General features: G+C 44.2%; 10 protein-coding genes, 2 tRNA genes, 3 rRNA genes, 1 other RNA gene and 1 pseudogene. All 17 read right to left on the bottom strand.

The features are described from left to right. Positions 1-224: 224 nt before the first annotated feature. Positions 225-661, bottom strand: a pseudogene (locus TZ91_RS10635) (Rpn family recombination-promoting nuclease/putative transposase); the annotation flags it as partial. Then, positions 654-1,559, bottom strand: a complete 906-nt coding sequence (locus TZ91_RS05965; RefSeq protein ID WP_033686072.1) for an Rpn family recombination-promoting nuclease/putative transposase — start codon at positions 1,557-1,559, stop codon at positions 654-656. The pseudogene TZ91_RS10635 and the gene TZ91_RS05965, both read right to left, overlap by 8 nt. Before the next feature lie 117 nt (positions 1,560-1,676). After that, positions 1,677-2,645, bottom strand: a complete 969-nt coding sequence (locus tag TZ91_RS05960; RefSeq protein WP_033682853.1) for a ribose-phosphate diphosphokinase — start codon at positions 2,643-2,645, stop codon at positions 1,677-1,679. A gap of 145 nt (positions 2,646-2,790) precedes the next feature. Then, positions 2,791-3,606, bottom strand: coding sequence for a PrsW family intramembrane metalloprotease (locus TZ91_RS05955; RefSeq protein WP_033686071.1), 816 nt, complete (start codon positions 3,604-3,606; stop codon positions 2,791-2,793). A 24-nt stretch (positions 3,607-3,630) separates the two neighbouring features. After that, positions 3,631-4,128 carry a beta-class carbonic anhydrase gene (locus tag TZ91_RS05950; protein WP_033686070.1) on the bottom strand — a complete coding sequence of 166 codons (498 nt, stop codon included), beginning with the start codon at positions 4,126-4,128 and terminating at the stop codon, positions 3,631-3,633. Between the two features lie 72 nt (positions 4,129-4,200). Next, positions 4,201-5,562 (bottom strand): DNA repair protein RadA, encoded by a 1,362-nt coding sequence (gene radA, locus TZ91_RS05945; protein WP_080702805.1) that lies wholly within the window; start codon positions 5,560-5,562, stop codon positions 4,201-4,203. A gap of 13 nt (positions 5,563-5,575) precedes the next feature. Beyond that, entirely contained in the window at positions 5,576-6,133 is a 558-nt protein-coding gene (locus tag TZ91_RS05940; protein ID WP_161793113.1) for a histidine phosphatase family protein, read from the bottom strand. Then, a complete protein-coding gene (locus tag TZ91_RS05935; protein WP_000701987.1) occupies positions 6,093-6,536 on the bottom strand; it encodes a dUTP diphosphatase in 444 nt (147 codons plus the stop codon). Before TZ91_RS05935 ends, TZ91_RS05940 begins: the two co-directional genes overlap by 41 nt. Positions 6,537-6,592: 56 nt before the next feature. Continuing rightward, an RNA gene (ffs, locus tag TZ91_RS10125) (signal recognition particle sRNA small type) lies at positions 6,593-6,690 on the bottom strand. Between the two features lie 32 nt (positions 6,691-6,722). Beyond that, complete coding sequence (gene tadA / locus TZ91_RS05930) at positions 6,723-7,190, bottom strand: tRNA adenosine(34) deaminase TadA (protein WP_001110112.1); 468 nt, start codon at positions 7,188-7,190, stop codon at positions 6,723-6,725. A 199-nt stretch (positions 7,191-7,389) separates the two neighbouring features. Next, a complete protein-coding gene (locus TZ91_RS05925; RefSeq protein WP_033686089.1) occupies positions 7,390-8,676 on the bottom strand; it encodes an adenylosuccinate synthase in 1,287 nt (428 codons plus the stop codon). 233 nt (positions 8,677-8,909) lie between these two features. Then, positions 8,910-9,143, bottom strand: coding sequence for a sigma(X)-activator ComW (comW, locus tag TZ91_RS05920; RefSeq protein ID WP_000941923.1), 234 nt, complete (start codon positions 9,141-9,143; stop codon positions 8,910-8,912). A 379-nt stretch (positions 9,144-9,522) separates the two neighbouring features. After that, positions 9,523-9,596: transfer RNA gene (locus TZ91_RS05915), tRNA-Asn, on the bottom strand. Between the two features lie 5 nt (positions 9,597-9,601). After that, a 5S ribosomal RNA gene (gene rrf, locus TZ91_RS05910) occupies positions 9,602-9,717 on the bottom strand. 76 nt (positions 9,718-9,793) lie between these two features. Then, positions 9,794-12,695: ribosomal RNA gene (locus TZ91_RS05905) — 23S ribosomal RNA — on the bottom strand. Between the two features lie 125 nt (positions 12,696-12,820). Continuing rightward, positions 12,821-12,893: transfer RNA gene (locus TZ91_RS05900), tRNA-Ala, on the bottom strand. A 51-nt stretch (positions 12,894-12,944) separates the two neighbouring features. After that, positions 12,945-14,490, bottom strand: a 16S ribosomal RNA gene (locus TZ91_RS05895). Together the 16S, 23S and 5S rRNA genes with 2 tRNA genes alongside form the textbook arrangement of a ribosomal RNA operon. Between the last annotated feature and the right edge of the window lie 128 nt (positions 14,491-14,618).

Raw genomic sequence — 14,618 nt, 5'->3', positions numbered from 1 at the left:
TTTGTGAGAAAAAATACCCATCAAATACTGGATTTTTCAAGTGAAAATCTCACAAACTTATCATCCTTGAGTAAAATCATTCATATCTAATCCACATAGACAGTTGGACAGAACTCACGTCTATGGTATTATCTTATAAACACTTCTAAATGTCAAGTAAAAATGGCAAGTTTTTTGATAAGAACTTGCCATTTCATCAACTTTCTACTATTTAAAATGTGACCTCATAGCAAGGCCTCAAACTCAGCGACCGTCATGCCCAACTGCTCGCTGGCAACCTCGGAAGTCAGGAGACCTTGGCGAACGAGATTTGCTAACATAGCGAAACTACCTTCAGCTTTCCCACGTTCTAAACCTTGTTCAATACCTTCCGCCCTAGCTGTTTCCAAAGCATAGTCCTGTGCTAACAAGGCTTGTTCTTCTCGCATACGTAGTTGACTAAACATTTTCCTGTCCTCCTCGGACCAGCTCTTATAGTCTAGCAGTTGGTCTGCTTGGCTGATGGCTCGCTCTGGTTGTTGGGTAAAGGGTTTGTTCCCAAAAAACTCCAACCAGGGCTTGCGAACCTCGTCTTTGCTGGTTTCTCTGTATTTTTTAATTCCAAGAATGCTATCTTGACTAGATGGTTTTCATGACCGTTATTTGTGATGGTCTTAATCTTTCAATAGTGCCTCAAACTCAGAGACAGTCATGCCTAATTGCTCGCTAGCAACTTCAGAAGGCAAAAGACCTTGGCGAACCATATCTAAGAAGGCAAAGAATTTCCCACGCTCCAGTCCTTGTTCAAGACCTTCTTCTCGCCCCTCTGCTCTAGCTGTTTCCAGGGCATAGTCCTGTGCTAACAAGGCTTGTTCTTCGCGCATACGTAGTTGACTAAACATTTTCCTGTCCTCCTCGGACCAGCTCTTGTAGTCCAGCAGTTGGTCTGCCTGGCTGATGGCTCGCTCGGGTTCTTGGGTAAAGGGTTTGTTACCGAAAAACTCCAACCATGGCTTACGAATGCTATCTTTGCTGGTTTCTCTGTATTTTTTTAATTCCAAGAACGCCATCTTGACTAGATGGTGTTCTTGACCGTTATTTGTGATGGTTAAGACCTCACCTGTCGTGTTCTCGCGCATACTAAAGCTATGAAAAGCCAAGTCATCTGAGAAGTAGTTGCTGTCCACAATAGCAATAGCATAAACTGGTGCGATGTGTTTGTAACTCTGGTGTGTATCACCTTCTCGTTGACGAATTTTTTCTAGGTTTTGATTGACCTGACTGCACAGGTAAGCCCACAGGCGATTGATGAAAAAATTCTGATGATGAACTTGAATTTCAATAATTACTTGCGTACCATTATCCAACTCCGCCAAGACGTCTATACTGGTATAGAAATCCTGAGCCGAGTAAGGCAGGGATGGCAAGACATGAATATTGCTCCCCTCCAAAATGGTTACATTTTTGGCTGGTAAATCCAACATATCGCGAATAAATTGACAAGTGATTTCTGGATTGCTAAAGATTTTCTTAGCAACCAAATCATTGGTTGGGCTGATGCCCGGATGTCTTAGAATCATCCTTTTCCTCCTTTTATTATACCACAGTTTTAAATCTAGCTTTACTAGATTCACTGCTACTATCTATTTATTCGGAAAAGAGACGAAAAAACCTGAGAATTATCTCAGGCTTGGTCATTAAATCTTTTTCTCAATACTGAAAAGTGGAGAAAGTGGGCGTTTTTCATGGATACGGACGATAGCATCCCCTAGGAGATGAGCGATTGAAATTTGCTCAATCTTATCGATCAAACGCTCTTCTGGCAAGTAGATTGTATCCAAAACAACCAATTTCTTAATAGCTGATTTTTGGATATTGTCCATGGCAGGACCAGAAAGAACTGGGTGCGTACAGCTTGCATAGACTTCAACAGCACCAGCTTCCGCAAGAGCATCTGCCGCATGACAAATCGTTCCAGCAGTATCAATCATATCATCAATCAAGATACAAGTCTTGCCTTCAACCTTACCGATGATGTTCATGACTTCACTGGTATTCATCTTATCAACGCTACGACGTTTGTCAATAATAGCAATAGATGTTTTCAAAAATTCTGCCAACTTACGGGCACGAGTCACACCTCCATGGTCTGGGCTGACAACCACATAGTCAGAACCAACCATACCACGACGCTCAAAATAATCCGCAATCAGAGGAGCTCCCATCAAATGATCCACAGGAATATCAAAGAATCCTTGAATCTGCGCAGCATGCAAGTCGATGGTCAATAAACGATCCACTCCAGCTACTTCAAGCATATTTGCAACAAGTTTTGAAGTGATTGGCTCACGCGCTCTCGCCTTTCTATCCTGACGTGCATATCCATAGTAAGGCATGACAACATTGACAGATTCTGCACTCGCACGCTTCAAAGCATCTACCATAATCAAAATTTCAAGCAGATTGTCATTTACAGGCGAACTAGTTGATTGTAGGATAAAGACGTGTTTCCCACGGATTGATTCTTCGATGTTGACCTGAATCTCTCCATCTGAAAATTGGCGGACACTTGATTTCCCCAACTCTATCCCAATCTCCTGCGCTACACGTTTTGCCAATTCTTGATTAGAAGAAAGGGCAAACAGCTTTAAATCAGAAAAAGACATGATTTCCTCCGGTATATATGTATCGCTTGTGCTTTTCACAAGATTTTTCCATTTACCATTGTAGCGCTTTTTACACTATTTTTCAATCAAAAATAAAAGAAGGGCAGCATATTTGTGCCCCTACATCATTCTTTTAAAAAATATTCTAGTTCATCAACTCATTGTATTTCTCAACAAAACGATAAGCCTGATAAAAACCATAGAGAGTAATAGCCGTAACCACTGGAATCGCTAAAGGCAACTCTGTCTCCAATTCTACAAAAGGAGAGTTAAATAAGAAGTGAGTTCCCAAGGCTAAACCTAGGAAAATAAGCCCCTGTTTCTTGCCAACCTTTTGTCCTTTATATGCTCTGTAAAGCAAGTAAACACCTACTACCGCCAGACCTGAAAAAGTCCAGTGAGAGGCAATTCCTGAGATAATACGCTCTAAAATTCTCGAAATGGTAAAGTCAAATCCCTCCGGTAAATCCGTACGAATATAGCCAATATCCTCAATCATTTGAAATCCCAAACCAGAAGCAACCCCTAGTAAAAACAAAGATTTTAATTTTCGCACAGGAACCAAAGCTAAAACAAAGACAAGTGGCAACAATTTCAAGGGTTCTTCTACCAAAGGAGCCACAATAGCACTTTCAAAGGCATTTAAAAATGCACTATCTGGGAAAAGAACGCCCAGCAAATCATGGATATAGGTATTAGCAAAGCTAGACAACCAGCCTGAAAGGAACATTCCTCCCAATAAAGACAAGATCAAGGAGTTCTTGGGTAATTCCCATTTTTTCCCAATACGGAAAAGGAAATAAAGAGCCGGAATCATGTAAAAGAGAGCTAGAAAGATAGAAACTCCCATGAGTCCATATTCCGCAGCTGACATCGAACCGTCCGTATAATAGATGGTTTCATACTGCAAACCAATACATAGCAATAAAATAAAAATAAATAAAATACTGTTTTTCTTCATACACTTTCTTTCTAAATGAATTTTTTACAATTCTACGACTGTCATACTTCCTGTATCCACATCGTAAATGGCACCAGAGATAATGACATCGTCTGGTATTAGGGGAGATTCGATAAGCAATTGCATGTCCTCACGTACACTCTCCTCTATATCTTGGAAGGGCAAAAAATCCTGATCTGACACATCGACACCTAGTTCCTCTTTCAGATACTCCTGAAAAGGACCATTTTCAAAGGTCTGAGCACCACAGTCTGTATGGTGCAGCACCACAATCTCTCTTGTCCCCATTTGTTGTTGGGAAATAACTAGCGAACGAATCATGTCCTCAGTCACTCGACCACCTGCATTCCGCAAGATATGAGCATCCCCAAGTGCCAAGCCCAGAGCTTGCGCAACGTGCAGACGAGAGTCCATACAGGTCACAATGGTCACTCTTGTTTTGGGTTTAAGTGGCAGATTTAACTGCCCATGTAGGGCAACATAAGCCTGATTGGCTTGCATAAACTGTTCAAAATACGACACGATTCCCTCCTCGAAAATTTGATAGTCAAATATTTCTCCTATCTTATCATTTTTAAGAAGATTTGTCACGGATTATGCAAAGACCTTTTTCAAAACTTCCTGAATCGTTGTTACTCCAATGACCTGAATTTCCTTAGGCGGAGTGATTCCTGTCAAGGAATTTTTTGGTACATAAATCTTGGTAAATCCCAGTTTAGCAGCTTCGTTGATGCGTTGCTCGATACGATTCACGCGCCGAATTTCTCCCGTCAAGCCCAGTTCTCCCACAAAACATTCCTGAGGATTAGTTGGCTTGTCTTTATAACTCGAAGCAATGGCAACTGCAACGGCCAAGTCAATGGCAGGTTCATCCAATTTGACACCGCCAGCAGATTTGAGATAGGCATCCTGATTTTGCAAGAGAAGACCTGCCCGTTTTTCCAAAACAGCCATAATCAAGCTAGCACGGTTAAAATCAAGTCCTGTCGTCGTACGCTTGGCATTTCCAAACATGGTCGGTGTTACCAAAGCCTGAACCTCCGCCAAAATCGGACGCGTCCCTTCCATAGTCACAACGATTGACGAACCAGTCGCCCCATCCAAACGCTCCTCTAGGAAAACTTGACTCGGATTGAGGACTTCAACCAAGCCACCCGACTGCATCTCAAAAATCCCAATCTCATTAGTGGAGCCAAACCGGTTTTTGACCGCTCTCAAAATACGAAAGGTATGGTGACGCTCCCCTTCAAAGTAAAGCACCGTATCCACCATATGCTCCAACATACGAGGACCAGCTAGAGTGCCCTCCTTGGTCACATGTCCTACGATAAAGATGGCAATGTTATTTGTTTTGGCCAGCTGCATAAGTTCCGCTGTCACCTCACGCACTTGAGAAACAGACCCCTGCACCCCTGAAATCTCAGGAGACATAATAGTCTGAATGGAGTCGATGATGAGGAAGTCTGGCTGGATGCGCTCCACTTCAGCTCGAACACTCTGCATATTGGTCTCTGCATAGAGATAAAACTCTCTATCAATATCTCCCAAGCGCTCTGCTCGCAACTTGATTTGCTGAGCAGACTCCTCCCCACTGACATAGAGAACAGTCCCCACTTGAGACAGCTGGGTTGAGACTTGTAAAAGAAGGGTTGATTTCCCAATTCCAGGATCCCCACCGATAAGAACGAGACTTCCCGGTACCACTCCGCCTCCAAGTACACGGTTGAATTCCTCCATCTCCGTCTTGGTTCGATTGACATTGATGGAAGTCACCTCAGCCAGTTTCATGGGCTTGGTTTTCTCACCTGTCAAGGACACACGCGCATTCTTGACCTCGGCAACCTCAACCTCTTCTACAAAAGAAGACCAAGACCCACAGTTGGGGCAACGCCCCAGATATTTAGGTGAATTATACCCACAATTTTGACATACAAATGTCGCTTTTTTCTTTGCGATGATAAACCTCTTTCTATATCTCTAACTCACACTCAATCACTTGGCAAAAATCAATCTTCTCATTTGGCACAAACTGACGCATGAGCATGTTGTGAGTTACCACTATCACGGTCTGGTAATCTCGATACTTAGCCATGCATTCTAGAAAACGAGACTTCATCTTCGCAGCTGTCTCATATTGAATAGGACTATTAGGAAGTAACTCCCCATTATTTTCTAGAAATATAGCACGAGCTTTTTCAAAATTATCTGTGCCACTTTCATAGACCTGCCATTCATGTAATAAAGACTCCACTCTTAAAGGAAGTCCCGTAGCACAAACCACATAAGAAGCCGTTTCTAAAGCTCTTGTGACTGCAGAAGATACGATTATTTCAGCTGAAGGGAGTAAAGGATTGGTGCTCAGTTTCTGGGCTTGCTGCCGTCCCTTATCAGACAAGGGTGCCAAATCTATCCCAAATCCCGTATAAGAACGCTCCTCTAACTCACAATAATCTGGCTCCCCGTGACGTACAAAGATAATCTTCATTCTAGTGCCCTGTCGATCCAAATCCACCAGTTCGAACGCCATCAGCCGCATCTCCATCTGCAATTAAGAAAGGAGCAAAGACAGCCTGGACAACACGTTCTCCAACTTCAAGAACAACCTCTTGGTCTGTGATATTCTTCATCTGAGCAAAAATATGCCCTTCATTCCCAGGATTTCCATAATAATCCCCATCAATGACCCCAACCGAGTTAATTAAAACCAAACCCTTCTTACGAGGGTTTGAAGAACGATCATAGAGGTAGAGAACCTCAGTCGGCTGCATATAAGCCTTAACCCCTGTCGGAACCAAGACAATCTCTCCTGGAGCGATAACTGTGCGCACAGCAACCTTTAAATCGTAACCAGCCGCATGCGCTGTCTCACGCTTGGGCAATAAATTTTCATCTGTAAAACTAGAAACCAATTCAAAACCACGAATTTTCATCATCTTCTCTTTTCTATTATCATTTATTCTAGATTATTCTATCTTATTTATTCGGAAAAAGCACGAAAAAAAGAGCACACAATTCAAATCGCTTAGGGCTGCTGGATTCCTCCCCTGACCCGCTTCACGCAGAACTGTTGCTCCACTGTTTATTATATCACATTCCTATTCATTTTAAAAGCAAAATTATTTTTTCCGTCTATTTCTAAAAAAGTCCTGCATAATAGCTGCACATTCATCTTCCAAAATTCCCGTTTCAACCTCCACACGATGATTGAGACGCTCATCTGTCAAGATATCGTACAAACTCCCAGCAGCGCCAAATTTCTGGTTTTTAGCCCCATAGACCACGTTTGGAATACGGGCAAGTCCAATCGCCCCACTACACATAACACAAGGCTCAATGGTCACAAAAAGCGTGCAATCAAGCAAGCGCCAGCTCTCCTCACTCAGATTCGCATTCTCTATGGCCATAATTTCCGCATGCATAACCGCTCGCTGCAGTTCCTCACGCGCATTATGGCCACGGCCAATGATTTCTCCGTCCTTGACAATCACACAACCAATTGGAATTTCATCGTGTTCAAGAGCAATCTCAGCTTCTCTCAAAGCTTCCCTCATAAATACTTCTTTTTCTTCAACTGTATAATTCATCCGATTCTCTTTTCCTACTTATCGATTTTATTATTATATCATGATTCCCGAGACAAAAAAAGCCACCGAATGTGGTGACTTTATAGGGAGATTATTATGAAAAAGAAAAGTTTAGGATATTTGTTACAACAAGTTAGGAGGTCTTCTTGTAACTGTCTATAGTATACCCGACCTATCTTAAACAAATCTTAAAAATCTCTTAGGACCAAACACTTTCTAAAATATTTGTTTGTTCACGACCAGGACCTACTGAGAAAGTAGAAATACGAACGCCAACCAATTCGCTCACACGACGAACATAGTTACGCGCATTCTCAGGAAGATCTTCCAAATTACGAACTCCAGTAATATCTTCTGACCAACCTGGCAACTCTTCATAGATAGGTTTGCAACGTTTCAATTGCTCAAGACTAGCTGGATAGTAGTCAATACGTTGACCATCAAGATCATAGGCCACACAGATTTTCACAATATCTAAACCACTCAAAACATCGATAGAGTTCAATGAAAGGTTAGTGATACCAGAAACACGACGACTATGGCGCATCACAACTGAGTCAAACCAACCCACACGACGTGGACGACCAGTTGTTGTACCATATTCATGACCAACTTCACGGATACGTTCTCCCACTTCATCAAACAACTCAGTTGGGAAAGGACCGTCTCCTACACGACTCGTATAGGCTTTACATACACCAACAACCTTGTCAATCTTACTTGGACCAACACCAGAACCAATGGTCACACCACCAGCCACAGGGTTTGATGACGTAACAAATGGATAAGTACCTTGGTCGATATCTAGCATAACACCTTGTGCACCTTCAAAAAGCACACGTTTACCGTTATCAAGCGCATCATTCAAAATGACAGATGTATCTGTCACATACTTCTTAATTTGTTGACCATATTCGTAATATTCTTCAAAAATATCATCGAAAGCAATCGCTTTACTGTCATACAATTTTTCAAAAAGACGATTCTTTTCAGCAAGGTTACGTTCTAAACGCTCACGGAAAATGTCTTTATCCAAAAGATCCGCGATACGAATTCCCACACGAGCAGCTTTGTCCATATAAGCTGGACCGATTCCCTTGATTGTAGTACCAATCTTATTGTCGCCCTTAGCTTCTTCTTGCAAACGATCTAACTCGATATGATAAGGCAAAATGACATGCGCGCGATCAGAAATACGCAAGTTATCAGTTGTAACACCTTCCTCATGAAGATAGCTCAACTCTTTCACAAGAGATTTAGGATTTACAACCATACCATTCCCAATAACAGAGATTTTTTCAGGGAAGAAAATCCCAGATGGAATCAAGTGCAATTTAAACTTCTTGCCATCAATCACAATCGTGTGACCTGCATTATCACCACCTTGGTAACGCGCAATCACTTCTGCATTCGCTGAAAGGAAGTCTGTAATCTTCCCTTTACCTTCATCACCCCATTGGGTACCTACAACAACAACTGAAGTCATAATCTTGTCTGAGCCCTCAGGCTCTTCCTTTCTCACATACATGGCAGGACTCTCACCTGCAATTATATCTTACAATTTATTATAAGAAAAAATCGCCTTTTTATCAAGAAGAAACAATAGAAAGATTTGCTATTTCCAACTATTAAAAAATGTTTTAGAAAAAATTCCGGCTATTTATCATTATTTTTCCACAAAAAGTAAAAGTTGTTCGGAAATTAACTCATACTGTCTCATCAAGCAACAAAACCCTGTTTCATTATCAATTTTTCAAGATACAAACGATAAGCAACACGATAATGGTAAACAATAAAATCCCGATGACTCACAATACGATATCGGACAAGATAATAAATCAAAAACTTAAAATGAACATGTTCCCAATCAAAATTATCACCCAAGAACATACCATACTCTTCTTCAATATTTCTGTAAAAATCCATCATCTGATCATAAATACTTTGTAGCATAAATATATACTCCTTTTCTTTTTATGACCTTATTCTAACAAAAAATTATAAACAGTTATTATAAAATCCTGAATTGCTCAAATACCAACCTCAAAAAGATAACAAATAGGAAAAGTTGACAGAATAGGAACAAATATACTACCTAAATTTCAAAAACTAAGATAATGGAAGCGGAAGGATGCGAACCCCTCGAAGGATCATATTTACAGTCCGCAACGTTTAGCCTCTTCGCTACCCTCAATTAAAGTACTAAAAAGATCTCCTTGATCGAAAACGGAGGGCTCTGAAACTTTACTCAGCAAAAATATCTCACACCAAATAACACTAAATAGATTATTAATTACAAAAAAAGAGGCCTAAACCTCTTTTTTCTTAACTACTCCGCCAGTAGGACTCGAACCTACGACATCATGATTAACAGTCATGCGCTACTACCAACTGAGCTATGGCGGATTAAAGCTAAGCGACTTCCATATCTCACAGGGGGCAACCCCCAACTACTTCCGGCGTTCTAGGGCTTAACTTCTGTGTTCGGCATGGGTACAGGTGTATCTCCTAGGCTATCGTCACTTAACTCTGAGTAATACCTACTCAAAATTGAATATCTATTCAAATTAAGAAAACCGTTCGCTTTCATATTCTCAGTTACTTTGGATAAGTCCTCGAGCTATTAGTATTAGTCCGCTACATGTGTCGCCACACTTCCACTTCTAACCTATCTACCTGATCATCTCTCAGGGCTCTTACTGATATAAAATCATGGGAAATCTCATCTTGAGGTGGGTTTCACACTTAGATGCTTTCAGCGTTTATCCCTTCCCTACATAGCTACCCAGCGATGCCTTTGGCAAGACAACTGGTACACCAGCGGTAAGTCCACTCTGGTCCTCTCGTACTAGGAGCAGATCCTCTCAAATTTCCTACGCCCGCGACGGATAGGGACCGAACTGTCTCACGACGTTCTGAACCCAGCTCGCGTGCCGCTTTAATGGGCGAACAGCCCAACCCTTGGGACCGACTACAGCCCCAGGATGCGACGAGCCGACATCGAGGTGCCAAACCTCCCCGTCGATGTGAACTCTTGGGGGAGATAAGCCTGTTATCCCCAGGGTAGCTTTTATCCGTTGAGCGATGGCCCTTCCATACGGAACCACCGGATCACTAAGCCCGACTTTCGTCCCTGCTCGAGTTGTAGCTCTCGCAGTCAAGCTCCCTTATACCTTTACACTCTGCGAATGATTTCCAACCATTCTGAGGGAACCTTTGGGCGCCTCCGTTACCTTTTAGGAGGCGACCGCCCCAGTCAAACTGCCCGTCAGACACTGTCTCCGATAGGGATCACCTATCCGGGTTAGAGTGGCCATAACACAAGGGTAGTATCCCAACAACGTCTCCTTCGAAACTGGCGTCCCGATCTCATAGACTCCTACCTATCCTGTACATGTGGTACAGACACTCAATATCAAACTGCAGTAAAGCTCCATGGGGTCTTTCCGTCCTGTCGCGGGTAACCTGCATCTTCACAGGTACTAAAATTTCACCGAGTCTCTCGTTGAGACAGTGCCCAAATCATTACGCCTTTCGTGCGGGTCGGAACTTACCCGACAAGGAATTTCGCTACCTTAGGACCGTTATAGTTACGGCCGCCGTTTACTGGGGCTTCAATTCATACCTTCGCTTACGCTAAGCACTCCTCTTAACCTTCCAGCACCGGGCAGGCGTCACCCCCTATACATCATCTTACGATTTAGCAGAGAGCTGTGTTTTTGATAAACAGTTGCTTGGGCCTATTCACTGCGGCTGACTTAAAGTCAGCACCCCTTCTCCCGAAGTTACGGGGTCATTTTGCCGAGTTCCTTAACGAGAGTTCTCTCGCTCACCTGAGGCTACTCGCCTCGACTACCTGTGTCGGTTTGCGGTACGGGTAGAGTATGTTTAAACGCTAGAAGCTTTTCTTGGCAGTGTGACGTCACTAACTTCGCTACTAAACTTCGCTCCCCATCACAGCTCAATGTTACAGATATAAGCATTTGACTCATATCACACCTCACTGCTTAGACAGACACTTCCAATCGTCTGCTTTAGTTAGCCTACTGCGTCCCTCCATCACTACATACTCTAGTACAGGAATATCAACCTGTTGTCCATCGGATACACCTTTCGGTCTCTCCTTAGGTCCCGACTAACCCAGGGCGGACGAGCCTTCCCCTGGAAACCTTAGTCTTACGGTGGACAGGATTCTCACCTGTCTTTCGCTACTCATACCGGCATTCTCACTTCTATGCGTTCCAGCACTCCTCACGGTACACCTTCATCACACATAGAACGCTCTCCTACCATACCTATAAAGGTATCCACAGCTTCGGTAAATTGTTTTAGCCCCGGTACATTTTCGGCGCAGGGTCACTCGACTAGTGAGCTATTACGCACTCTTTGAATGAATAGCTGCTTCTAAGCTAACATCCTAGTTGTCTGTGCAACCCCACATCCTTTTCCACTTAACAATTATTTTGGGACCTTAGCTGGTGGTCTGGGCTGTTTCCCTTTCGACTACGGATCTTAGCACTCGCAGTCTGACTGCCGACCATAATTCATTGGCATTCGGAGTTTATCTGAGATTGGTAATCCGGGATGGACCCCTCACCCAAACAGTGCTCTACCTCCAAGAATCTCTAATGTCGACGCTAGCCCTAAAGCTATTTCGGAGAGAACCAGCTATCTCCAAGTTCGTTTGGAATTTCTCCGCTACCCACAAGTCATCCAAGCACTTTTCAACGTGCCCTGGTTCGGTCCTCCAGTGCGTCTTACCGCACCTTCAACCTGCTCATGGGTAGGTCACATGGTTTCGGGTCTACGTCATGATACTAAGGCGCCCTATTCAGACTCGGTTTCCCTACGGCTCCGTCTCTTCAACTTAACCTCGCATCATAACGTAACTCGCCGGTTCATTCTACAAAAGGCACGCTCTCACCCATTAACGGGCTCGAACTTGTTGTAGGCACACGGTTTCAGGTTCTATTTCACTCCCCTCCCGGGGTGCTTTTCACCTTTCCCTCACGGTACTGGTTCACTATCGGTCACTAGGGAGTATTTAGGGTTGGGAGATGGTCCTCCCAGATTCCGACGGGATTTCACGTGTCCCGCCGTACTCAGGATACTGCTAGGTACAAAGACTATTTTAAATACGAGGCTATTACTCTCTTTGGCTGATCTTCCCAAATCATTCTTCTATAATCTTTGAGTCCACATTGCAGTCCTACAACCCCGAAGAGTAAACTCTTCGGTTTGCCCTCCTGCCGTTTCGCTCGCCGCTACTAAGGCAATCGCTTTTGCTTTCTCTTCCTGCAGCTACTTAGATGTTTCAGTTCACTGCGTCTTCCTCCTCACATCCTTAACAGATGCGGGTAACAGGTAGTACCTGTTGGGTTCCCCCATTCGGAAATCCCTGGATCATCGCTTACTTACAGCTACCCAAGGCATATCGTCGTTTGTCACGTCCTTCTTCGGCTCCTAGTGCCAAGGCATCCACCGTGCGCCCTTATTAACTTAACCTTATTTTTCTGACCTTTCAGTCATAAACTCTTATTAATACTACAGCGTTTTCGGTTTATTTTCTTGTTACTATTTGATATAGATATTCAATTTTCAATGTGCATTACTTGGTGATCTCTCACCAATGGAGCCTAGCGGGATCGAACCGCTGACCTCCTGCGTGCAAAGCAGGCGCTCTCCCAGCTGAGCTAAGGCCCCACAAGACCTCTCAAGACTAAACAAGACCAATGCGCAGTTCCTTATCCTTAGAAAGGAGGTGATCCAGCCGCACCTTCCGATACGGCTACCTTGTTACGACTTCACCCCAATCATCTATCCCACCTTAGGCGGCTGGCTCCTTACGGTTACCTCACCGACTTCGGGTGTTACAAACTCTCGTGGTGTGACGGGCGGTGTGTACAAGGCCCGGGAACGTATTCACCGCGGCGTGCTGATCCGCGATTACTAGCGATTCCGACTTCATGTAGGCGAGTTGCAGCCTACAATCCGAACTGAGACTGGCTTTAAGAGATTAGCTTGCCGTCACCGGCTTGCGACTCGTTGTACCAGCCATTGTAGCACGTGTGTAGCCCAGGTCATAAGGGGCATGATGATTTGACGTCATCCCCACCTTCCTCCGGTTTATTACCGGCAGTCTCGCTAGAGTGCCCAACTGAATGATGGCAACTAACAATAGGGGTTGCGCTCGTTGCGGGACTTAACCCAACATCTCACGACACGAGCTGACGACAACCATGCACCACCTGTCACCTCTGTCCCGAAGGAAAACTCTATCTCTAGAGCGGTCAGAGGGATGTCAAGACCTGGTAAGGTTCTTCGCGTTGCTTCGAATTAAACCACATGCTCCACCGCTTGTGCGGGCCCCCGTCAATTCCTTTGAGTTTCAACCTTGCGGTCGTACTCCCCAGGCGGAGTGCTTAATGCGTTAGCTGCGGCACTAAACCCCGGAAAGGGTCTAACACCTAGCACTCATCGTTTACGGCGTGGACTACCAGGGTATCTAATCCTGTTTGCTCCCCACGCTTTCGAGCCTCAGCGTCAGTTACAAGCCAGAGAGCCGCTTTCGCCACCGGTGTTCCTCCATATATCTACGCATTTCACCGCTACACATGGAATTCCACTCTCCCCTCTTGCACTCAAGTTAAACAGTTTCCAAAGCGTACTATGGTTAAGCCACAGCCTTTAACTTCAGACTTATCTAACCGCCTGCGCTCGCTTTACGCCCAATAAATCCGGACAACGCTCGGGACCTACGTATTACCGCGGCTGCTGGCACGTAGTTAGCCGTCCCTTTCTGGTAAGATACCGTCACAGTGTGAACTTTCCACTCTCACACTCGTTCTTCTCTTACAACAGAGCTTTACGATCCGAAAACCTTCTTCACTCACGCGGCGTTGCTCGGTCAGACTTCCGTCCATTGCCGAAGATTCCCTACTGCTGCCTCCCGTAGGAGTCTGGGCCGTGTCTCAGTCCCAGTGTGGCCGATCACCCTCTCAGGTCGGCTATGTATCGTCGCCTTGGTGAGCCGTTACCCCACCAACTAGCTAATACAACGCAGGTCCATCTGGTAGTGATGCAATTGCACCTTTTAAGCAAATGTCATGCAACATCTACTCTTATGCGGTATTAGCTATCGTTTCCAATAGTTATCCCCCGCTACCAGGCAGGTTACCTACGCGTTACTCACCCGTTCGCAACTCATCCGGAGAAGCAAGCTCCTCCTTCAGCGTTCTACTTGCATGTATTAGGCACGCCGCCAGCGTTCGTCCTGAGCCAGGATCAAACTCTCATTAAAAGTTTGAGTTCTCACTCATTTCTGTCACTGACAGATTTATTGTTTTTTCATTGTTCAGTACTACAACCTTAGTTGTAGTGCCCTGCACATTGGTTCGTCTTGTTCAGTTTTCAAAGGTCTTTGTCACT

This window comes from Streptococcus mitis, from assembly GCF_000960025.1.
Taxonomy (GTDB): Bacteria; Bacillota; Bacilli; order Lactobacillales; family Streptococcaceae; genus Streptococcus; species Streptococcus mitis_DH.
Note: the sequence above shows the minus strand (reverse complement) of the source record. Positions and strands in the feature narration are given on the sequence as shown.

Excerpts from the sequence above, each read along its gene's own strand:
- TZ91_RS05965 (WP_033686072.1), bottom strand. The coding sequence starts at position 1,559 with ATGATTCTAAGACATCCGGGCATCAGCCCAACCAATGATTTGGTTGCT.
- TZ91_RS05960 (WP_033682853.1), bottom strand. The coding sequence starts at position 2,645 with ATGTCTTTTTCTGATTTAAAGCTGTTTGCCCTTTCTTCTAATCAAGAA.
- TZ91_RS05955 (WP_033686071.1), bottom strand. The coding sequence starts at position 3,606 with ATGAAGAAAAACAGTATTTTATTTATTTTTATTTTATTGCTATGTATT.
- TZ91_RS05940 (WP_161793113.1), bottom strand. The coding sequence starts at position 6,133 with ATGGCGTTCGAACTGGTGGATTTGGATCGACAGGGCACTAGAATGAAG.
- TZ91_RS05935 (WP_000701987.1), bottom strand. The coding sequence starts at position 6,536 with ATGAAAATTCGTGGTTTTGAATTGGTTTCTAGTTTTACAGATGAAAAT.
- tadA (WP_001110112.1), bottom strand. The coding sequence starts at position 7,190 with ATGAATTATACAGTTGAAGAAAAAGAAGTATTTATGAGGGAAGCTTTG.
- TZ91_RS05925 (WP_033686089.1), bottom strand. The coding sequence starts at position 8,676 with ATGACTTCAGTTGTTGTTGTAGGTACCCAATGGGGTGATGAAGGTAAA.
- comW (WP_000941923.1), bottom strand. The coding sequence starts at position 9,143 with ATGCTACAAAGTATTTATGATCAGATGATGGATTTTTACAGAAATATT.